This window comes from Micromonospora aurantiaca ATCC 27029, assembly GCF_000145235.1.
Classification (GTDB): domain Bacteria; phylum Actinomycetota; class Actinomycetes; order Mycobacteriales; family Micromonosporaceae; genus Micromonospora; species Micromonospora aurantiaca.
The window spans coordinates 2,185,082-2,206,335 of record NC_014391.1 but is presented as its reverse complement, the minus strand read 5'-3'; the positions used below and the strand labels follow the sequence as shown (position 1 = coordinate 2,206,335).

Genomic DNA, 21,254 nt, shown 5'->3' with positions numbered 1-21,254 from the left:
TGTCCGACCGGATGTGACCTTCTGTTCATGATCGACGACGGCCCTCCGGGGGCGGCCCGGGGTTCAGACTTCCACCTCGTCGCGTACAGGCCCCACGCATGCTACCCGCAGAGCGGCGACGATCGCGGCCGCCATCCGGGGCACCTCGGTGGGCTCCAGCGGGGCCCGGGAGATCGCCATCCGCCAGTAGACCGGGCCGACGATGAGATCGACGGCGGCGCGCCGGTCGGTGTCCGCGGACAGCTCACCGCGCTCGACCGCCCGGCCGATCAGGATCCGGCCGATGGCCTGCTGGTAGTCGTCCAGGGCGGCCTGCAGCTTCTCCGCGATCTGCGGGTTGCGGGCCGCCTCGGCCAGCAGGTCCGGGATGATCTGCGCGGCCAGCCGGTGACGCAACGCACGCGCCATCACGTGCAGCAGGATCTCCAGGTCACCGAGGAGGCTGCCGGTGTCCAGCAGCGGGATGTTCCGCCCCGCCACCGCCGAGACCATGTCCAGCACCAGGTCGAGCTTGGAACGCCAGCGGCGGTAGATGGCGGTCTTGCTCACACCGGCCCGGCGGGCCACCGCCTCGATGGAGAGGCGACCGTAGCCCACCTCGGCCAACTCCTGCATCACGGCGGCGCGGATGGCACTGGTGATCTCCCCGCGCAGCACCGCCGCGCCGGCCGGGGCACGCCTCTTCTCGGTCGTCACGTGGAACAATGTAGCGCAACGACGGTACGGTTGCGTCCCGACGTTCGGTGGACTACCTTCCATGCAGCAGCGAGGCGGCTCCTCCCCGCCCGGCCACGCTGGATCTCATTCACCGCACTGCTCCCCATCAGCACGAAAGATCGGAGCGCCTGAACATGGCCAACACCGCGGTGGCCGACCCCGAATCCGGACTGACCCGGGCCCAGCTGGCCCAGCGGTACGGGCTACGGGTGGCCGGGGAACGACCCGCCCTGGGCGAGTACGCCCGCAGGTTGTGGGCGTACCGGCACTTCATGACCGCGTACTCGCGGGCGAAGGTCGCCTCCTCGCTGAGCAACACCCAGCTCGGTCAGCTCTGGCAGGTGCTGACACCGCTCACCAACGCGGCGGTCTACTTCCTGATCTTCGGCGTGATCCTGGCCCAGCACCGGAACGTGCCGAACTTCATCGCGTACCTGTGCACTGGCATCTTCATCTTCATCTTCACCCAGACCGCGGCGTCCAACGGCACCAGCGCGATCACCGGAAACCTGGGCCTGATCCGGGCGCTCCAGTTCCCGCGGGCCGCGCTGCCGATCACCGTGACGCTGGTCCAGCTCCAGCAGCTGCTCATGTCGATGGTGGTGCTGGCCGCGATCGTGCTGCTGACCGGCGAGCCGATCACCTTCCGCTGGGTGCTGATCGTCCCCATGCTGCTGCTCCAGACGATCTTCAACGTCGGGCTGAGCATGGTGATGGCCCGACTCGGCTCCAAGGCCACCGACCTCAAGCAGGTCATGCCGTTCGTGATGCGCACCTGGCTGTACGCCTCGGGCGTGCTCTACCCGGTGGCACTCATCCGCGAGCACCTGCCGAACTGGGCGGCAAACATCCTGGAGTGGAACCCGCCGCTGGTCTTCATCGAGCTGGCCCGCTACGCGCTGCTCGATTCGCACCAGCCGAACCTGATCAGCTCCCCGCTGAAGCTGTGGGCGATGGGCCTGTTCTGGGCGGTCGTGATGGGCATCGGCGGGTTCGTCTACTTCTGGCGCGGAGAGAAGGAGTACGGCCGTGGCTGAGCAGACCCTGCCGCTGAACGCCGGCCCGGTGACCGACTCGGGTCGCGTCCCCACGGTGGTGGTGGACGACGTGCACGTGATCTACCGGATCCACAAGGGCGCGAGCGGCGGCACCACCCCGGTCTCCGCGCTCAAGCGGATCGTCTCCCGCACCAAGGCGCCGAACATCCGCGAGGTGCACGCGGTCAAGGGCGTGAGCTTCACCGCGTACGAGGGTGAGGCGATCGGCCTGATCGGCAGCAACGGCTCCGGCAAGTCCACGCTGCTGCGCGCCATCGCCGGGCTGCTCCCGCCGGCCCGCGGCGCCGTCTACACCAAGGGCCAGCCGTCGCTGCTCGGCGTGAACGCCGCGCTGCTGAACGACCTGTCCGGCGAGCGCAACGTGGTGCTCGGCTGCCTGGCCATGGGCATGCCGCCGGAGGAGGTCAAGCGGATCGCCCCGGAGATCATCGAGTTCTCCGGGATCAACGAGCGCGGCGACTTCGCCTCGCTGCCGATGCGCACCTACTCCTCCGGCATGGGCGCGCGGCTGCGCTTCGCGATCTCCTCGGCGAAGAAGCACGACGTGCTGCTCATCGACGAGGCGCTGGCCACCGGCGACCGCAAGTTCCGGGTCCGCAGCGAGCAGCGGGTCCGCGAGCTGCGCGACAGCGCCGGCACCGTCTTCCTGGTCAGCCACTCGATCGGCTCGATCCGGGACACCTGCGAGCGGACCATCTGGCTGGAGAGCGGCGTCCTGAAGATGGACGGCCCCACCAAGGAGGTCTGCGACGCGTACGAGAACCAGAAGTAGCGCCCTGGAGCGCACCGCACCGGGTTCCGCCCGGAGCGGTGCGCTCCGGCGTACGCGTTAAGGTTTTCGGATCCATCCCCTTTCACCCAGAGTGAGGTACGGCAATGACGCAGGACCACACCACCGCACCGGACGCCGCGCCGGCGAGCCCGGCACCCTGGCGCCCCGCGCGTACGGTGGCCGTGATCCTGGCCGGGGGGACCGGCACGCGCCTCGGGCTGGGCATCCCGAAGCAGCTCCTCAAGATCGCCGGTAAGCCGATCATCGAGCACACCCTCGCCGTCTTCGAGGCCGCGCCGGAGATCGACGAGATCATCGTGCTGATGGCCACCGGTCACGTCGACGACGCGCGGCGCATCGTCGCCGACGCCGGCTTCCGCAAGGTCACCAAGGTGATCGAGGGCGGCGAGACCCGCAACGACACCACCCGGATCGCGCTCGACGCGGTCGGCGAGGGCGACGTCAACATCCTCTTCCACGACGCGGTCCGCCCGCTTGTCAGCGCCCGGATCGTGCGCGAGTGCGTCAACGCGCTCTGGACGTACTCGGCTGTCGACGTGGCCATCCCGTCCGCCGACACGATCATCCAGGTCGACGCGGACGACTGCATCACCGACATCCCGGTCCGCTCCCGGCTGCGCCGCGGCCAGACCCCGCAGGCGTTCCGCTCCGGCACCATCCGCGAGGCGTACCGCCGCGCCGAGGGCGACCCCGACTTCGCCGCCACCGACGACTGCGGCGTGGTGCTGCGCTACCTGCCCGGCACGCCGATCAAGGTGATCGACGGCTCGGACGAGAACATCAAGGTCACCCACCCGGTCGACGTGCACCTGGCCGACAAGCTGTTCCAGCTCGCCGCCGCGCAGGCGCCCCGGCTGACCGACCACCGCAGCTACGCCGAGGAGCTGACCGGCCGGACCATCGTGGTCTTCGGCGGCAGCTACGGCATCGGCCACGACCTGGCCGAACTGGCCCGCGGCTACGGCGCCCAGGTCTTCCCGTTCAGCCGCTCCACCACCGGCACGCACGTCGAGCGCGCCGAGGACGTGGCCGCCGCGCTGAAGACCGCGTTCGAGGCCACCGGCCGGATCGACCACGTGGTGGTCACCGCCGGCATCCTGGAGAAGGGCGCGCTGGCCGAGATGGACTCCGAGACGATGGACCGTCTCCTGCACGTCAACTTCGTCGGGCCGGTCACCATCGCGCGCCAGTCCCTGCCGTACCTCCAGCAGACCAAGGGCCAGCTGCTGCTCTACACGTCCAGCTCCTACACCCGGGGCCGGGCCCGCTACGCGCTCTACTCGGCCACCAAGGCCGCGCTGGTCAACCTGACCCAGGCGCTCGCCGACGAGTGGGCCGAGTTCGGCGTACGCGTCAACTGCGTCAACCCGGAACGCACCGCCACCCCGATGCGGACGCGGGCGTTCGGCGAGGAGCCGGAGCACACGCTGCTCTCCTCCGAGGCGGTCGCGCAGGCGTCCCTGGACGTGCTGATCTCCGACCTGACCGGCCAGGTGGTCGACGTGCGCCGGTCCCCTGGCGAGCAGGTGGCCGCCGTACCGGCGCAGCCGGGCCCGCACCGGTCCGAGCTGTCCGCCGACGCCTGAACCCGACGGGACGTACCAGATGCGTGGTGACCTGGTCCGCAAGCTGCTCGCCCGGGGGCTGACCACCGGGCTGGCGGTGCTGGCCTTCCTCGTCGTGGCGCTCACCGGCGCCACCGGCTGGGGCCTGGCCCTGGCGGTCGCGGCGCTGGCCGCCACCGCCTGGGAGCGCCGGGTCCGGCCGTCCGCCGACGGGCTCGCCGAGACGGTGCTCGTCGCCGCCGGCATCCTGGTCGGCTACGCCCGTCGCCTCGACGACGGCTTCGACCCGGCGCTCGCCACCACCGCGCTGGTCCTGCTCGGCCTGGTGCTGCTGGTCGGCCCGCTGCGGCAGGCCGGCGCACTGGAGATCCGGGCGGCGAACCTCCCGGTCCGCACGTGGACACCCGTCGTCGCCGCCCGGCTGGGCGACGCGCTGCTGGTACTGCTCGCCGTGGTGGCGCTCGCCGCCGCCCTGACGCTGCCCGCGTGGACGGCGCTGGTCGCCGCGCTGCTCGTCGGCGCCGGATGCGGTGCGGTCGCGCTGGACCTCGCCCGGCGCCGGTTCCGGCCGCCCGCCGGAGGCGGCCCGGTCGGCCGGGCACTGCGCCGCCACCAGCCCGAGTTCGTGCTGCACTTCTCCGCGCCGCCCGGCTCGGAGTACCAGGTCACCATGTGGCTGCCGTACCTGGAACGGATCGGCCGCCCGTTCGTGGTGGTGCTGCGCGAGCCGGAGCTCCTGCCCGCGGTGGCCGCCGCCACCCGCGCGCCGGTGGTCCTCTGCCCCACGCTGAAGGCGCTCGACGAGGCGCTGGTGCCCAGCCTGCGGGTCGCGTTCTACGTCAACCACGGCGCGAAGAACGCCCACCTGATCCGGTTCAACCAGCTCACCCACGTGCAGCTGCACCACGGCGACAGCGACAAGGCCCCCAGCGCCAACCCGGTCTCGGCCATCTTCGACAAGATCTTCGTGGCCGGGCAGGCCGCGATCGACAGGTACGCCCGCGCCGGCGTGGAGATCCCCGCCGACAAGTTCGTCGTGGTCGGCCGGCCCCAGGTCGAGGCGATCGAGGTACGCCGGGAGCCGGTCACCTCGCCGGCGCACCCCACGGTCCTCTACACCCCGACCTGGACCGGGCACCACGCCGACGCGAACTACTGCTCGCTGCCGGTGGCCGAGACGCTGATCCGCCGGTTGATCGACAGGGGCGCCGCGGTGATCCTGCGCGCCCACCCGTACACCGGCAAGAACCCGGCCTCGGCCCGCCAGCTCGCCCGGCTCACCGAACTGCTCGCCGCGGACCGGGCGAAGACCGGCCGGCCGCACCTGTGGGGCGCCGCCGCGGCCCGCGAGCTGACGCTCACCGAGTGCGTCAACCGCGCCGACGCGCTGGTCTCCGACGTGTCAGGGGTCATCTCCGACTGGCTCTACTCCGGCAAGCCGTACGCGGTCACCGACACCGGCGCCGACGGCGAGCACTTCGTCGAGCGGTTCCCGCTCGCGGCGTCCGGCTACGTGCTGCGGCGTGACATGTCCAACGTGGACGAGGTGCTCACCGACCTGCTGGACGCCGACCCGAAGGCGGCACAGCGCTGGGCGGCGCGGACCCGCTACCTGGGCGACTTCCCCGCCGACGCCTACGCCGAGGCGTTCCTGTCCGCCGCCCGCCGCGAGCTGGAACCCGACTGGGCGGTCCCTGGGCCGCGCGCGGCCGGCTAGAAACGCGAGCCGGCCCGTCGCGGGCCGGCTCGCCCCCGCTCAGAGGTACGGGTCGAGCAGGGCGAGCACCGCCGCCGGGTCCTCGACGTGCGCGTTGTGGCCCAGCCCGGGCAGCGTGGCCACCGGCACGGCCCAGTTCCTTGAGCTGCGCGTCGGTCACCATCGGGTCCAGCTCGCCCCGGGCCAGCAGCACCGGCACATCGGTGGCGGCCAGCAGCACCGGCAGCCGGGGCTCCCCGACCGCGAACGCCGCCGGGTCCATGGCGAGCCGCCAGCGGCCGTCCTCCCGCCGCAGCCCCGCCTCCACCACCGGATGATCCGGGGCGAACAGCCCGGCGAGCCCGGACACGCGCAGGTAGCGGCGGGCCGCCTCGTCACGGGTGGCGAACCAGGTGACCGGCCGGGCGGCCAGTTCCGCCGACTTCGCCAGCTCGGCCGGGGACCAGACCGCCTTGATGCCGAGCCCGACCACCGTGTCGACCGGAAGCCCTCGCTGCCGGGCCGCGAGCGCCAGCGCCACCACCCCGCCGAGCGAGTGCCCGAGCAGCACCAGCCGGTCCTCGGGGCCGAGCCGGACCGGGCCGAGCCCGTCGACCACGCGCTGGGCCAGGGCCTCGAACGAGTAGCCGTCGAGCGGCGGCGACCAGCCGTGACCCGCCAGGTCGGGGGCGAGCCAGCGGCCGGGCCAGCGGCGTTCCAGCAGCGGCGCCCAGGGCAGCCACACCTCGCCTGTGGCACCCATGCCGTGCAGGAGAATCAGGTGCCGCTTCCCCGTCGCATCGCCCATTGGCGCAGTCTGCCACCGCCCGCCCCGGACACGCGAGACCGAACCCGCCGACCCGCCCCACCCTCGCCCCGGCTCGCCCACACCCCGCCCCCGGTCCGCCCTCGCCCCCGCCCCGTCCTCGCCCCCGCGCGCGGCCCTCGCCCCTGGCGCCCCCTCGCCCCGGCTCCGGCCGCCCACACTCCGCCCTCACCGTCGATCTTGGAGTTGTGGCACCTTTCATAGCGGGCGAGCCGGACAAACTGGGCGCCAAAAGTCCAAGATCGGCGCGCCAAGGCGGCGTGAGGGCCGCGCCAGGGCCGGGCGGGGCGAGGGCGAGGGGCGAGGCGGGGACGGGGGCGAGGGCGGGCGAGACGGGGAAGGCCGGCACCCCGGGTGGGGTGCCGGCCTTCGGGGCTGGCGGGACGGTCAGGCGGAGTAGCCGCGGCTGGCGATCCAGTGCGCCAGGTCGATCGTGGTGATCCAGTACGAGGGCAGCGACGGGTCGGCCGAGTCGGCGATCCGCACGGTCCGGCCGTCGTCCTTGTAGCCGACCACCGCGACGTAGTGGCCGCCCGGGAACGAGTGCCAGCCGCCGTTGGTGTCGGTGGCCGTACCGGCGACGTTCGCGACGACCCCGCGGCCGTTGGTGATCGCCTCGACCACGTCGGCCTGGAGGCGGTCCATCTGCGCCGGGGTGGCCGAGCCGGGAATCATGCGGGTCCGGTACGGGTTGCCCTTGACCTGCTGGTTGAGCACACGGGTGGTGTCCTCGGCCGAGTTGGTGCCCATCTCGGTGGTGCCGAGGGGGCCGGCGAGCGCGTCCTGGCTGCGCTCGATGCCGGCGGCGCTGAGCGCGTTGCGCACGGCGGCCGGGCCGCAGTAGAAGTAGTTGATCTGCGCCTGGTAGTCGTAGTCGAGCGACTTGCTCGACGGCGGCTTCGGCTTGGCCTTGGGCGTGGTGTCCGGGTCGGCAGCGGCCTTCGCGGACGGGGAGGCGCTCGGCGACGCGCTGGGCGTGGCGGAGGCGCTGGGCGATGCCTGCGGTACGGCGATGCGGGCCTCGCTGCGGCTGGCGGGCTGCTCGCCGAGGCGGGCGGCGCCGAGGTCGGCGACCGCGGCGGTGTTCTCCTGGACCGGGGCGTCGTCACCGGCGGTGGCGACGGTGCCGGCGCCGGCGGCCAGCACGAGCGCGGCGGCCGATCCGGCGATGATCTGGTACGGGCGTTCGGTGACGATCCGTCGCAGCTGACGCTTCAGGTGGTGCTTCACGAAATCCTCCACGGGGCGTGAGCGGCACACGCCGGCCCGGCACGCGGAGGAACTCACACGTGCTGGCGGGGCCGGATGGCCGGGGGATCGGGAACGCCCGTGATGCCGGGCGCCCAGGGGGCGGTTGCCGATCGCGCGTCAGGCGCGCGCGGTCACCGCTTCGCCGTGGAGGCGGGAGACGATCGAGGGGTGGGCACGCGGGGTACTCCTTCCGTGGCCGCCGACCGGGTTAGCTGACGGATTCGGGCGGGAAGTACGCCCTACCGCGGGCCGTGGGCTCGCGGATTCACCCCGATGGTGCTCATGGGTCCCCGGTTCGTGGAACACGATTAGGCGGGTCGGTGCGGCGTCGCCGTCGGCGATCGATTACCGCATCGGACGCGCCGACACTACCGGTGGGTATGTCCCCTGCCAAGCGCTCCCACCTGCGTAAACGTGATCCGTGGTAACGGATTTCGGAACACCCGGTTACTGACTTCACTCAATGGGACAAGCAGTTTCGACGGCGCCTGGCGGCGGAAAGCGGACAGACGGCGACCACCCGGCCCGCAATCGCGATACTCGATGACCCGCTCTGCGCCCGGCGCCCGTTTCGGCGGCCAGGGTGACCGGGCTCACCACGTTCCGGGTAACGATTCGGTCGAGACGGCCGTCTCAGCCGACCCGGGCCGGACGCCACCGCGCGTTCCGGACCGTCGCGGGCACCGGCGAGGCGCTCGCCGTCGCGCTCCGGTACGCCGGGGCGGGCCGCAGCGCCACTGTGGCCGCGTACGCCTCGGCGGCGAGCGTCCGGGCGGCCTCGGCGGCCAGTTCCGCGTCCCGCCAGGCCGCCCGCTCCCGCGCGGCGGCGCTCTCCCATCCGGCCCGGCGCCCGTCCCTGACGGTGCGGGCCAGCACGATCTCCTGCTCGGCCGGGTGCCGGCGCGGATCCCACCCGTTGCGGCGCGCCAGCACGTCGGCGAGCTGACGGGCGGTCAGGTCGCCCCGCCAGTGCGCCGTCATGGCGGCGTGGCGCAGCCAGCGCTCCCGGGCCGCGTACTCCGCAGGGGTTCGTGGCGTGCGCGGCGCGGCCAGCGCGGCGGCGCCGGCGAGGCGGCGGGCGGCGGCGTCCGCCTCGTCGTACGCGGTCCAGGCCCGGTCCGCCTCGTCCTGCGCGGCCAGCCACTGCTCCCGGCGGCGACGGGCCGTCTGGGCGGCCCCGGCGGCGGCCACCGCCACCTCCTCGGCGTACCGGGTCAGGTCGTCGCGGCGGGCGACGTCGGCGTCGGCCGGCTCGGGGGCGGTCTCCGGCGCGGGGTCGCGTTCGGGCCGGGCGACGAGCGCGGCGAGCAGGCCCAAGGCGAGCAGCAGGAGGAAGGACCAGATGGCGGCGGCCTCGGGCACGGAGGTGAGGAAGTGGTACAGAGCGGTCTGCGACATGGTCGGCACCTCACGGGAAGGACCTGGCGGGAGGACCCGCACGACCTCGCCGGGGCGGGCCGGTGGAGGGCCGCCGGGGCGGGTGCGGGGATGACGTGCGGTGGGTGCGGAGAACGGGCGCGGCCCGTGAGCGGGTCAGCGGGCGGGCGGTGCCCGCGGGCCGGCCGGTGCGACGGCCCGTCCGGCCGGGACCGGCTCCACGACGGCCGGGGCGGCCGCCCGGGGCGCGGGCGCCGGAACCCCGGCGGGAGCGGCCTGCCGCTCGGCCACGCGGTCGGCCTCCGGCCGCGTCGCGGTCGAGGCGCCGGTGACCGTGTACGTCGAGGCGGCGACCGCCGGAGCCGGGGCGGCAGCGGCGACACCGGCCGGCAGCGTGGCGGCGCCGAACGAACAGGCGACGACCACGGCGAGACTGGCGAGCATCCGGGCGGTCCAGCGCGCCACCCACCACACGGGGCAGGTGAGCGCGATCGGAAGCACGGGTACAAATTACCGCCGATCCCCCACGAACGCACCGCCGCACGGCGTGTCGCGGATCGACCGGCGGACGTGTGCGCGTGTCAGTCCGGGCGACGCCGCCCGGCGTACTCGATGTCCTCGGCCGGACCGGTGACGGGCCTCGCGCCGCCGTCGGCGGCCGGGCTGGTGGCGGCCTCGGCGGGCTCGCGCGGACCCGGCACGGCCGGTGCGCGCGACGCCGCGCGGGCCCGGCGGGACGGGCCGAGCAGGCGCATCATCGGTGTCTCCACCCAGCGGTGCAGCGCGGCGGCCAGCGCGAGCGTGACCACCAGGAAGCCGAGCACCGCGACCGGGCCGCGCCAGCCGGGCAGCCCGGTCCCCCAGTGCCCGGTCAGCCGCAGCACTGTGACCATGACGAGCACGTGCACCAGGTAGAAGGCGAACGAGACCTCACCGAGCCAGACCATCGCCCGGGACCGCCAGGGGGTGGGGCGGCCGCGCACGTCGGCGTCCGCCGCGGCGGCGATGACCAGCAGGTACGCGACAGCGAGCAGCGCCGCCCAGAACTCGGCCGGGATCCACAGCGCGGCGATCACCCAGGTGGCGACGAAGATCCCGGTGGCGGCGGCGAGGTTCGGTCCGCGCCAGCGGTGCCGGCGCATCAGCTCGGCGGCGGCCACGCCCATCCAGAACTCCAGCGACCGGGTCACCGGGAAGATCTGGGTGAACCACCACCGCTGCTCCTCCGGCACGAGCTGCTGGCCGGGCCACAGCGCCAGGATGAGCAGTGGTGCCGCGACCAGCACGGTCCGCAGCACGCCGGTACGGGCCCGGCGCAGCCACGGCACCACGAGCGGCAGGCACAGGTAGAAGGCCAGCTCGCAGGAGAGCGACCAGCTCACGTTGTTGACGCTGTAGAAGTAGCCGCCCAGCGGGATCCATGCCTGGACCAGGAAGAAGTTGGCGATCGCGGCCCACGGCACGACCGGGTCGGCGAACCAGGCCGCTACGGCCAGCGCCGCGACGAACGTCACCACGTGGTTCGGGTAGATCTTGGCGAACCGGCGGCGCAGGAACGTCCACGCGCGCTCCCCGTCCCGGTACGACCAGACCAGCACGAACCCGCTGAGGATGAAGAAGAACTCGACGCCGGACAGGCCCAGGCTGAACGCCTTGTCGACCAGGGGCTTCAGGTGCGGCTCGGCGACGATCCCCATGGTCCCGGCGTGGAAGCCGAAGACCAGCAGCGCGGCCACCCACCGCAATCCGGTCAGCGACGGCAGTCGCGGGGCACGGGTGACGGTCGGCGCGCTGGTCATTCCGGGCACCCTACCCCGGGGAACCGGGACGTTCCCGGCGAGCCGACGTCCGCTCGGCTCCGCTCGGGCGGCGGATAGGATTTCCGTTCTGCACGCGCGGGCACCCACCCGGCTCCCGCCCGCACGCCGTGCCGTACGGAAGGTGAGCGAACCGGATGCACCAGCGGATCCTGCTCCGCGCCCGCAAGGGCCCGTTCGACGTCCTCACGCCCGAGGAGACGTTCGCCGGCAACTGGATCGGGGACAACAGCGGCAACCTGGTCTTCAGCCACGCCGCACACAAGCTGCTCGCCACCTCCACGGCCGAGATCACACCGACACGCACCCCGGCCGACCCGCGTCTCGCCGACGAGATCAACGAGCGGCACGACGTGTTCGTCGTACCGCTGGCGAACGCGTTCCGGCGCAGCTTCGTGCACCGCCTGACGCCGCTGACCCGGCTGATCGAACGGCTGAAGATCCCGGTGGTGGTGCTCGGCGTCGGCGTGCAGACGAACGTCGACGGCGACCGCGAGTACCTGCGGCCGATCGACGAGCCGGTCCGCGCGTTCTGCAAGGCCGTGCTGGACCGGTCGCACAGCATCGGCGTACGCGGCGAGGTGACCGAGAGCTACCTCAACGCGCTGGGCTTCTCCGCCGTGGAGCAGATCGGCTGCCCGTCGATGTTCCTGCACGGCGACACGTTCCAGCTGGAGAAGAGCCGCCCGGAGCTGACCGCCGACTCGAAGGTCGCACTGACCATCTCCCCGTACGTCCGCTCGATGGCCGCGGTGGTCCGCCACCACCAGGAGCGCTACCCGAACCTCTGCTACGTGCCGCAGGACCTGCGCACGCTCGGCACCCTGCTCTACGGCGACGCGCCCGAGCACCGGGGCCAGAGCAGCGACATCCCGCTGCACACCTCGCACCCGCTGTTCGCCGAGGACAAGGTGCGCATGTTCGTCGACCCGTGGACCTGGATGTCGCACCTGTCCGGGTACGACTTCGCGTTCGGCACCCGCATCCACGGCACCATCACCGCGCTCGTGGCGGGCACGCCCGGCTACCTGTTCGCGCACGACTCGCGCACCCTGGAACTGGCCCGCTACTTCGGCATCCCGCACCGGATCATGCGGGACGTGCCGGCCGACGTGGACGCCGCCGACCTCTACGCGGAGGCCGACTACACAGCGCTCAACGACGGCCACAAGGCCCGCTTCGAGACCATCACCGCGTTCCTACGCAAGCACGACCTCGGCACCTCGTTCGCCGACGGCGACAGCGCCGCGCGCTTCGACAGGCAGGTCGGCGAGACGGTGTTCCCGCCGGCCGTCCGGCCCGCCGCCGCCACCACGCCGGCCGAACTGCTGACCCGCATCGAACGGCTGCGCGACGAGAACGCCACGCTCACCGCCACCATCGACGCGCTGCGCTCGCAGCAGCTCCGGGAGCGGATCAAGCAGGCCGTCCCGGGCAAGGTCCGCCGGATGCTGCGGCGCTGATCGTCGTACGCCTGTTCGAGAGCGGGGTACGATCGGCTGCGTGTCCGACGCGTACCAGCCCTCGATGCTCGACCTGGCCGAGCAGGGCCCGACCCTGGGCCCGCTCGCCGGGGCGCTGCGCCGGCACGAACTGAGCCGGGGCGCCTGGGTCGATCACCTGCCCGGCTGGGTGCGCGGCTCCGACGAGGTGCTCGACACGCTGCGCCACGACGTGCCCTGGCGGGCCGAACGCCGGACCATGTACGACACCGAGGTCGACGTGCCCCGGCTGCTCTGCTGGTACGCCGCCGGCCGGCCGCTGCCGCACCCGGTACTCACCGCGGCCCGGGACGCGCTCACCCGGCACTACGCGCCCGAACTGGGCGAGCCGTTCGTCACCGCCGGCATGTGCCTCTACCGCGACGGGCGCGACAGCGTGGCCTGGCACGGCGACACCCTGGGCCGCTCCGCGCACACCGACACCATGGTGGCGATCGTCTCGTTCGGCTCCCCGCGCGCGCTGCTGCTGCGCCCGCGCGGCGGAGGCGGCGGCAGCCTGAGGTTCCCGCTCGGCCACGGCGACCTCGTGGTCATGGGCGGCTCCTGCCAGCGCACCTGGGAACACGCGGTGCCGAAGACCACCCGGCCGGTCGGCCCCCGGGTCAGCGTCCAGTTCCGTCCCACAGGCGTCGCCTGAGCCGGGGCGGGCCCCCATCGCCGCAGGGCACGTGCTAGAAACAACTCCCAGGGTCGATCACGCCCCCGTCACCCGATGACGCGAAGGGCGACCGATGACCCAGTCCCCCACCTCCCGCTGGTCCCCGTGGACCCTGCACGGCGACGGCCGCCAGGTACGCCCCGGCGACGTGGTCGCACCCGACGAACGGCTCTCCTGGCCGCGCACCATCGGCGTGGGCGTGCAGCACGTGGTCGCCATGTTCGGCGCCACCTTCACCGTCCCGCTGATCACCGGGTTCCCGCCCGCCACCACGCTGCTGTTCTCCGGGCTCGGCACGCTGCTGTTCCTGCTGATCACCGGCAACCGGCTGCCCTCGTACCTCGGGTCGTCGTTCGCGTTCATCGCGCCGGTCCTGGCGGCGAAGACCGACGGCGGCATCGGCGCGGCCCTCGGCGGCATCGTGGTCGCGGGCGTCGCGCTGGCGATCGTCGGCGTGGTGGTGCAGGTGGCCGGCTCCCGCTGGATCGACGCGCTGATGCCGCCGGTGGTCACCGGCGCGATCGTCATGCTGATCGGCCTCAACCTCGCGCCGGTCGCGTGGGACGGCGACGGCTCCGGCACCGGCGTGAAGGCGCAGCCGCTGATCGCCGTGGTCACGCTCGTCGCGATCCTGCTCACCACTGTGCTGTTCCGCGGCTTCGTGGCGCGGCTGTCGATCCTCGTCGGCGTGGTGGTCGGCTGGGTGCTCGCCGCGCTCACCGGCAACCTCGACCAGCAGGCCGTCAGCAGCCTGCGCCAGGCGGCCTGGGTCGGTTTCCCCGAGTTCCACACGCCGAGCTTCGACGCGCGTGCCGTCGTGCTGGTCATCCCGGTGATCCTGGTGCTGATCGCGGAGAACGCCGGGCACGTCAAGGCGGTAGCCGCGATGACCGGCCGCAACCTGGACCGCGACATGGGCCGGGCGCTGCTCGGCGACGGTGTCGCCACTGTGCTGGCCGGGTCCGGCGGCGGTTCCGGCACCACCACGTACGCGGAGAACATCGGCGTGATGGCGGCGACCCGCGTCTACTCCACCGCCGCGTACTGGATCGCCGGCGGCACGGCGATCCTGCTCGGGCTCTGCCCGAAGTTCGGCGCGCTGATCCTCACCGTCCCGGCCGGGGTGCTGGGTGGCGCCACCACCGCCCTGTACGGCCTGATCGCCATTCTGGGCGCCCGGATCTGGATCGAGAGCCGGGTCGACTTCCACGACCCGATCAACCTGTTCACCGCCGCGGTGGCGGTGATCATCGGCGCCGCCAACTACACGCTGACGGCCGGCGACCTGTCGTTCAACGGCATCGCGCTGGGCACTGCTGCCGCCCTGGTCATCTACCACGGCATGCGCCTGATCGCCCGCCTGCGCGGCACGACCCCCGAGTCCCGCCAGTCCCCCGAACCCGAACTCTGACCCGCCCCGACCCCTCGCCCCGTCGATCATGAGGTTAGCGGCACTCGGTGTCCGTTTTGTCGCCGCTAACCTCATGATCGACCGTGCAGAGTGGGGGCGAGTGCCCAGACGCCCGGAACTCGCCAGCCGCCCAGGGCGCCCAGTGCGGCAGGAGCGCCCGCTGCGGTGATCAAGGAGTTTGTGGTCGGCGCGGGGCGTGAAAAGGCCGCTAACTCCTTGATCAACCGGGTTGGGTGGGGCCGGGAGGGGCGCAGCGGCGAGGACGGGTCGGGTTGCCGGAGGGCTGGGGCACGCCGCCGGGCCGAGTGCGGGCGGAGGCAGGGGACGAGCGGCGGCGACTGAGCGGTTGGGGCGGGTGGGCCGGGCCGCCCGCCCCAACCCCGTCAGTCGCGGTCGATGTGGTGGCCCACCACGGTCGGGCCGAGCATCACGGCGAAACCGGAGCCGTCTCGGCGCGGGTCCGCAGGGGGCAGGTCCACCGGGTCGCCGGTGGCCGTCGCGCCCACCGGCCGCGGGCCGATCCAGGCCACCGACAGCTCCAGCTCGCCCTTGAGGAACCGCTGCGCGCGTACGCCGCCGGTCGCCCTTCCCTTCGCCGGGTACGCCTTGAACGGCGTCACCTTCACCGTGGCTCCGGTCGACGTGACCACCATCGGCTCACCGTGCTTCGAGTCGTCGGTGCGGATCGCGCCGAAGAAGACCGCCCGCGCGCCGGCCGGCAGGTTGATGCCGGCCATGCCGCCGCCCTTGAGCCCCTGCGGGCGTACGACGGATGCGGCGAAGCGCAGCAGCGACGCCTCCGACGAGACGAACGCCAACGTCTCGGCGCCGTCGGTCAGCCAGGTCGCGCCGATTACCTCGTCGCCGTCACGCAGCGAGATCACCTCGAACTCGTCGGAGCGGACCGGCCAGTCCGGGGCGCACACCTTCACCACGCCCGCCCGGGTGCCGAGCGCCAGGCCGGGCGACCCCTGCGCGGACGGGCCCAGCGGCGCGAGCCCGACCACCGTCTCGCCCGGCTCCAGCGGCACCAGTTCCGCCGCCGACATGCCGCCGCGCAGCGACACCGTGCCGGACTGCTCCGGCAACACCGGCAACGGCAACACGTCGATCTTGAACGCGCGGCCGGCGCTGGTCACCAGCAGCACCCGCCCGCGGGCGGTGGAGTGCACGATGGCGCGTACCGCGTCGTGCTTGACCCGGCCGCTGCGCCGGCGCGCCTCGGCGGCCTCCTCCGACTCGGCCGCGGTCCGCGCCACCAGCCCGGTGGCGGAGAGGATCACCTGGCACGGGTCGTCGGCGACCTCCAGCGGACCGGCGGGCACCGAGGCGGCCAGCACCTCCTTGAGGTCGCCGTCGACGAGCGTGGTGCGTCGCGGCGCGCCGAACTGCTTGACCACGGCGGCCAGCTCGTCGGAGACCACCTTCCGAAGCACCTTCTCGTCGTCCAGGATCTTCGACAGCTCGGCGATCTCGCCGCGCAGCTTCTCCTGCTCGGCCTCCAGTTCCAGCCGGTCGTACTTGGTCAGCCGGCGCAGCGGAGTGTCCAGGATGTAGGTCGCCTGGATCTCGGAGAGCTTGAACCGCTGCATCAGGCCGTCCTTGGCGGCCTGGGCGTCCTCGCTGGCACGGATCAGCTTGACCACCCGGTCGATGTCGAGCAGGGCGATCAGCAGGCCGTCGACCAGGTGCAGGCGCTCCTCCCGCTTGCGCTTGCGGTACGAGCTGCGCCGGGTCACCACCTCGTAGCGGTGCGCCAGGAACACGTCGAGCAGTTCCTTGAGCCCGAGCGTGCGGGGCTGGCCGTCGACGAGCACCAGGTTGTTCACGCCGAAGGACTGCTCCAGCGGGGTGAGCCGGTAGAGGTCGGCCAGCAGCGCCTGCGGGTTGACGCCGACCTTGCACTCCACCACCAGGCGGGTGCCGTTCTCCCGGTCGGTGAGGTCCTTGACGTCGGCGATCCCGGTCAGCCGCTTGGTCTTGTTCACCTCGTTGGTGATGGCCGCGATGACCTTCTCGGCGCCCACGCCGTACGGCAGCTCGGTCACGGTGATGGCCTGCCGGCCGCGGCTGCCCTCCAGCGGGCCGATCTCCACCCGGCCGCGCATGCGCACCACGCCGCGCCCGGTCTCGTACGCGCGGCGTACCTCGTCAAGGCCGAGCAGCAGCCCGCCGGTCGGCAGGTCGGGGCCGGGCACGAACTCCATGAGCTTGTCGAGTGTGGCGTCCGGGTGGTTGATCAGCCACCGGGCGGCCTGGACCACCTCGCCGAGGTTGTGCGGGATCATGTTCGTCGCCATGCCGACCGCGATGCCGGACGCGCCGTTGACCAGCAGGTTCGGGAACGCCGCCGGCAGCACCGTGGGCTGGGTCAGCGAGCCGTCGTAGTTCGGCTCGACGTCGACGGTGTCCTCACCCAGCTCGCCGGTGAGCAGCATCGCCTCCCGGGACATCCGGGCCTCGGTGTAACGGGCCGCGGCCGGGCCGTCGTCCGGGCTGCCGAAGTTGCCGTGCCCGTCGATGAGCGGGACGTTGAGGGAGAAGTCCTGCGCCAGCCGCACCATCGCGTCGTAGATCGCGGTGTCGCCGTGCGGGTGGTACTTACCCATCACGTCGCCGACGATCCGGGCGCTCTTGACGTGGCCGCGGTCCGGCCGGTGGCCCTGCTCGTGCATCGACCAGAGGATGCGCCGGTGCACCGGCTTGAGCCCGTCGCGCGCGTCGGGCAGGGCGCGGGAGTGGATGACCGAGAACGCGTACTCCAGGTAGGAGTCCGAGACCTCGGTGACCAGCGGGTTGTCGAAGACGCGGGCGCCGGCCTGGTCGAAGGCGGCCAGGTCCGCCTTCGCGCGGTCGTCCTTGCGGCGTGCCATGGTGCGGTTTCCTTCCGAGACGAACCCGTTGGTCAGGCGTCGATGGCGTCGCGGTCGACCCGGTCGGCGGAGTCGATCAGCCAGTTGCGGCGGGGCTCGACCTTCTCCCCCATGAGCAGTTCGAGGATCCGCTCGGCGGCCTCGACGTCGTCGAGCGTGATCCGGCGGACCGCCCGGGTGGCCGGGTTCATGGTTGTCTCCCACAGCTCGTCGGCGTCCATCTCACCGAGGCCCTTGAAGCGCGGGATGGGCGTGACGATCTGCTTGCCGGTCTTCTCCAGCTTGCGGACCGTCGCCTCCATCTCGGCCTGGGTGTAGGTGTAGACGGTCTGCGGGTTGCGCCCCTTCGTGGTGATCTTGTGCAGGGGCGGCATCGCCGCGTAGAGCCGCCCGGCCTCGATCAGCGGCCGCATGTAGCGGGCGAACAGCGTGATCAGCAGGGTACGGATGTGCGCGCCGTCGACGTCCGCGTCGGCCATGATGAGCACCCGGCCGTACCGCAGGGCGGACAGGTCGAACGTGCGGCCGGAGCCGGCGCCGAGCACCTGCACGATCGCGGCGCACTCGGCGTTGTCCAGCACCTGCTGGAGGTTGGCCTTCTGCACGTTGAGGATCTTGCCGCGGATCGGCAGCAGCGCCTGGTATTCGGAGGAGCGGGCCATGCGGCTCGTCCCGAGCGCGCTGTCGCCCTCCACGATGAACAGTTCGCTGCGCTCCACGCCGGTGGCGCGGCAGTCGACGAGCTTGGCCGGCATGGCCGCGCCCTCCAGCGCGGTCTTGCGGCGGGCGGCGTCCTTCTGCTGCTTCTGGGTGAGCCGGACGCGGGCCGCGTCGACGATCTTCTGAAGCACCGTACGGGCCTCGGCCTTGGTCCGGCGGTCCTCCAGCCAGCTCTTGAGGTGCGCCTCGACCAGGCCCTGGAGCACCTTGGTGATGCCGGCGGTGGACAGCTCGTCCTTGGTCTGCGAGGTGAACTGCGGTTCGGGGATGCGCACGTGCACCACGGCGGTCATGCCCTCCAGGACGTCGTCCAGGGTGGGCGCGTCCTCCTTGGGCTTGAGCAGGCCGCGGGCGTTGCGGGCGGCGTCGGCGAGGGTACGGGCCAGCGCCCGCTCGAAGCCCTTGCGGTGGGTGCCGCCGTGGGCGTTGCGGATGGTGTTGGTGAAGCACTCGACGGTGCGCTCGTAGCCGGTGCCCCAGCGGAACGCCACCTCGACCTCGGCGCGGCGCTGCACGTTGGACTGCATGACGCCGTTGGCGTCGGCGGCGTTCTCCCGGTAGGTGCCCTCGCCGGTGACCAGCAGCGTGCCGGAGACCGGCCGGTCGCCGGCCGGGGCGAGGAACTCCACCATGTCGGTGAGGCCGTCGGGGAAGTGGAAGCTCTCCTCGACGGGTTCCTCGCCGGTCTCGTCGCGCAGCCGGTAGGCGACGCCGGGGACGAGGAACGCGGTGTTGCGCAGCTTGAGCCGGACCGCCTCGGTGTCGAGCGCGGCACCGGTCTCGAAGTAGCGGGGGTCGTGCCACCAGCGGATCGAGGTGCCGGTGCGCTGGCCGCGCTTCATCGCGCCGACGATCTGGAGGCCGGGGCCGGGGGTGAACGGCGCGTCCGGGCCGTCGCCGTCGAAGACGCCCGGCACGCCGTGGCGGAACGACATGGCGTGGACCTTGCCGCCGCGCCGGACGGTGACGTCGAAGCGCCGGGACAGCGCGTTGACCGCTGACGCGCCGACGCCGTGCAGGCCGCCGGAGGTCTTGTAGCCGGAGCCGCCGAACTTGCCGCCCGCGTGCAGGCGGGTCAGCACCAGCTCGACGCCGGAGATGCCGGACTTGGCGTGCACGTCGGTGGGGATGCCCCGGCCGTCGTCGTCGACCTGGACCGAGCCGTCGGCGTGCAGGATCACGTCGACCTTGGTGGCGTGACCGGCGACACCCTCGTCGGTCGAGTTGTCGAGGATCTCGTTGACGAGGTGACCCACGCCACGGCTGTCGGTCGAGCCGATGTACATGCCCGGGCGCTTGCGGACGGCGTCGAGGCCCTCCAGATGCGTCAGGTCGTCGGCCCCGTAGAGGGTCTCAGGCTGTGCGGTCAACTGGTCGTACTCCCAGGTCTCGGCGGTGTGGTGCCGTTCACCGTGTGATCCCCCCACGATGATCGCCGGGCGCGGCGCGCCGGAGCGAGCCTAGCCGGGTGCCCCGACAGGTCGGCGGCACCGGGGCGGTGCGTTGCGCGATCGGCCTGCCGGCCGGGTCCGCGCCGCGGCCGCGTACGGCGGCCGGCGGGACGGGCCGGGGCTCCAGGCGGCACAACGACCCGGGCACCGGATGTCTTCCCCGATGCGGGGCCACTGATGTCGAACCATTGACGTCCGTCACACGTGCGTGATCTGATCGCCCCCCTGAAGAATCTTTCACATTTCGATGTCTTGGGAGGTCGGGCATGTCCGTGTTCCGTCGTTCCGTGCTCGCGGCAGCGTTGGCGCTCGCCACGGTGGCGTTACCCGCCGCCGCGGCGCCCGCCCGGCCCGCAGCCGCCGCACTGCCCACCGCCGCGGTGGCGCTGGGAGACAGCTTCATCAGCGGTGAGGGCGCCGGGGCGTACGCGCCGGTCGTGGACGTCAACGGGGTGGCCCAGGGCTTCCCCGGCTGGTCCGCCGCCAACGCCAACGCCTACTTCTGCCACCGCTCCCCGAACGCCTCGCTGTTCCAGGCCGACCTGCCCGGCATCTCCGCGCGGTTCAACCTGGCCTGCTCGGGCGGCCAGCCGTACGACATCGCCAGCGCCTCGGCCACCCGGACCAAGGGGCGGCAGGTGGCCGCCCAGCTCGACCAGCTCCGGTCGGTGGCGCGGACCCACGACATCGATCTGGTGCTCGTCGGCCTCGGCTCGAACAACAGCTCGTTCACCTTCGGCAGCGTGGCGGAGAAGTGCGCCAACCGGTTCATCGCCGACGCGTGGACCGGCTGGTGGGAGTTCTGGGCGTACCTGGGCGGGCCGGTGGAGCAGAAGCCGTGCACCGACGCCGACCTGGGCACGGCCGCGCAGTTCGCCGCCGCCACCGCGGAGACCACCACGGCGCTGCGGCAACTGCTCACCACGCTGGACCAGATCGACGCCGACGGGCAGCACCGGGTGGTGTTCCAGGACTACACCAACCCGCTGCCGTTCGAGCTGAACCAGACCTACTGGACCGAGGACAGCCGCGACGACACCCGGGACAAGTTCCGCGCGCTGGGCGCCGAGCGGTACGCGGCCGGCTGCCCGATCCACCGGGCCAGCCTGGCGCCCGGCCACCGCTTCTCGCAGGGGCTCGGCACGCTCGTCAGCTCGGTACGCGGCACGCTCGCCGGCGAGTTCCCGCAGGACGACCTGGTCTACCTGAACGTGCAGCGCGCGTTCGACGGCGCCCGGCTCTGCGAGTCGACCGGCAGCCCGGGCAACGCCCTGGCCACCCCGATCCGGCTGATGGACGGCCCGAGCGGCACGTTCGTCACCAGCCTCTCCGGGTACGACAAGCTCGACATCCAGCGGATCGCCAACGCGTGCGGCACGTACTTCCAGACCTGCCAGGAGTCGTGGCACCCGAACGCCGCCGGACACAAGGTGCTCGGCCGGTGCCTGGCCGGGGCGGCGGCGACCGGCGCCCGTACCGTCTCCTGCGTCCGCGCCCCGGACGGCACGGTGAGCGTGAGCTGAGCGCGCCGGACCGGGC

General features: G+C 72.7%; 15 protein-coding genes, 1 pseudogene and 1 riboswitch. Of the genes and pseudogenes, 8 read left to right on the top strand and 8 right to left on the bottom strand.

The window, feature by feature from the left end:
- Positions 1-63 precede the first annotated feature (63 nt).
- A complete protein-coding gene (locus tag MICAU_RS10415; RefSeq protein ID WP_013285261.1) occupies positions 64-696 on the bottom strand; it encodes a TetR/AcrR family transcriptional regulator in 633 nt (210 codons plus the stop codon).
- 155 nt (positions 697-851) lie between these two features.
- Here MICAU_RS10415 and MICAU_RS10410 point away from each other — a divergent pair, with 155 nt between their 5' ends.
- The 4 genes from MICAU_RS10410 to MICAU_RS10395 all read left to right on the top strand — a co-directional run bounded on the left by MICAU_RS10410 (position 852) and on the right by MICAU_RS10395 (position 5,850).
- Positions 852-1,754 carry an ABC transporter permease gene (locus tag MICAU_RS10410; RefSeq protein ID WP_013285260.1) on the top strand — a complete coding sequence of 301 codons (903 nt, stop codon included), beginning with the start codon at positions 852-854 and terminating at the stop codon, positions 1,752-1,754.
- The gene (locus tag MICAU_RS10405) at positions 1,747-2,547 is read left to right on the top strand and encodes an ABC transporter ATP-binding protein (RefSeq protein WP_013285259.1); all 801 of its coding nucleotides are present in this window, start codon (positions 1,747-1,749) and stop codon (positions 2,545-2,547) included. Before MICAU_RS10410 ends, MICAU_RS10405 begins: the two co-directional genes overlap by 8 nt.
- 104 nt (positions 2,548-2,651) lie before the next feature.
- Positions 2,652-4,154 carry a bifunctional cytidylyltransferase/SDR family oxidoreductase gene (locus MICAU_RS10400; protein ID WP_013285258.1) on the top strand — a complete coding sequence of 501 codons (1,503 nt, stop codon included), beginning with the start codon at positions 2,652-2,654 and terminating at the stop codon, positions 4,152-4,154.
- A gap of 19 nt (positions 4,155-4,173) precedes the next feature.
- On the top strand, positions 4,174-5,850 hold the full coding sequence (locus MICAU_RS10395) for a CDP-glycerol glycerophosphotransferase family protein (RefSeq protein ID WP_013285257.1): 1,677 nt from the start codon (positions 4,174-4,176) through the stop codon (positions 5,848-5,850).
- A gap of 205 nt (positions 5,851-6,055) precedes the next feature.
- Here MICAU_RS10395 and MICAU_RS10390 read toward each other — a convergent pair.
- The 5 genes and pseudogenes from MICAU_RS10390 to MICAU_RS10370 form a co-directional block, all read right to left on the bottom strand.
- Positions 6,056-6,592: pseudogene (locus tag MICAU_RS10390) on the bottom strand (alpha/beta fold hydrolase); the annotation flags it as partial.
- Positions 6,593-7,042: 450 nt separating this feature from the next.
- Positions 7,043-7,885, bottom strand: a complete 843-nt coding sequence (locus MICAU_RS10385) for a C39 family peptidase (RefSeq protein ID WP_013285256.1) — start codon at positions 7,883-7,885, stop codon at positions 7,043-7,045.
- 203 nt (positions 7,886-8,088) lie between these two features.
- Positions 8,089-8,231, bottom strand: a riboswitch (cyclic di-AMP (ydaO/yuaA leader).
- A 308-nt stretch (positions 8,232-8,539) separates the two neighbouring features.
- Positions 8,540-9,304, bottom strand: coding sequence for a hypothetical protein (locus MICAU_RS10380; RefSeq protein ID WP_013285255.1), 765 nt, complete (start codon positions 9,302-9,304; stop codon positions 8,540-8,542).
- 135 nt (positions 9,305-9,439) lie between these two features.
- Complete coding sequence (locus MICAU_RS10375) at positions 9,440-9,784, bottom strand: hypothetical protein (protein ID WP_013285254.1); 345 nt, start codon at positions 9,782-9,784, stop codon at positions 9,440-9,442.
- Between the two features lie 80 nt (positions 9,785-9,864).
- Complete coding sequence (locus tag MICAU_RS10370; protein WP_013285253.1) at positions 9,865-11,082, bottom strand: acyltransferase family protein; 1,218 nt, start codon at positions 11,080-11,082, stop codon at positions 9,865-9,867.
- A 155-nt stretch (positions 11,083-11,237) separates the two neighbouring features.
- On the opposite strand from MICAU_RS10370, the gene MICAU_RS10365 reads away from it, so the two are divergent.
- From MICAU_RS10365 to MICAU_RS10355, 3 genes are all read left to right on the top strand, one after another.
- Positions 11,238-12,563 (top strand): polysaccharide pyruvyl transferase family protein, encoded by a 1,326-nt coding sequence (locus tag MICAU_RS10365; RefSeq protein WP_013285252.1) that lies wholly within the window; start codon positions 11,238-11,240, stop codon positions 12,561-12,563.
- Positions 12,564-12,603: 40 nt separating this feature from the next.
- On the top strand, positions 12,604-13,239 hold the full coding sequence (locus MICAU_RS10360; RefSeq protein ID WP_013285251.1) for an alpha-ketoglutarate-dependent dioxygenase AlkB: 636 nt from the start codon (positions 12,604-12,606) through the stop codon (positions 13,237-13,239).
- A gap of 94 nt (positions 13,240-13,333) precedes the next feature.
- Positions 13,334-14,671, top strand: a complete 1,338-nt coding sequence (locus tag MICAU_RS10355) for a uracil-xanthine permease family protein (RefSeq protein ID WP_013285250.1) — start codon at positions 13,334-13,336, stop codon at positions 14,669-14,671.
- A 383-nt stretch (positions 14,672-15,054) separates the two neighbouring features.
- On the opposite strand, the gene MICAU_RS10350 is transcribed toward MICAU_RS10355, so the two are convergent.
- Entirely contained in the window at positions 15,055-17,544 is a 2,490-nt protein-coding gene (locus tag MICAU_RS10350; RefSeq protein WP_013285249.1) for a DNA gyrase/topoisomerase IV subunit A, read from the bottom strand.
- 32 nt (positions 17,545-17,576) lie between these two features.
- Complete coding sequence (locus MICAU_RS10345) at positions 17,577-19,634, bottom strand: DNA gyrase/topoisomerase IV subunit B (RefSeq protein ID WP_041799232.1); 2,058 nt, start codon at positions 19,632-19,634, stop codon at positions 17,577-17,579.
- A gap of 347 nt (positions 19,635-19,981) precedes the next feature.
- Between MICAU_RS10345 and MICAU_RS10340 the strand changes: the two genes are divergently transcribed.
- Entirely contained in the window at positions 19,982-21,238 is a 1,257-nt protein-coding gene (locus MICAU_RS10340; RefSeq protein WP_013285247.1) for an SGNH/GDSL hydrolase family protein, read from the top strand.
- The last annotated feature ends 16 nt before the right edge of the window (positions 21,239-21,254 follow it).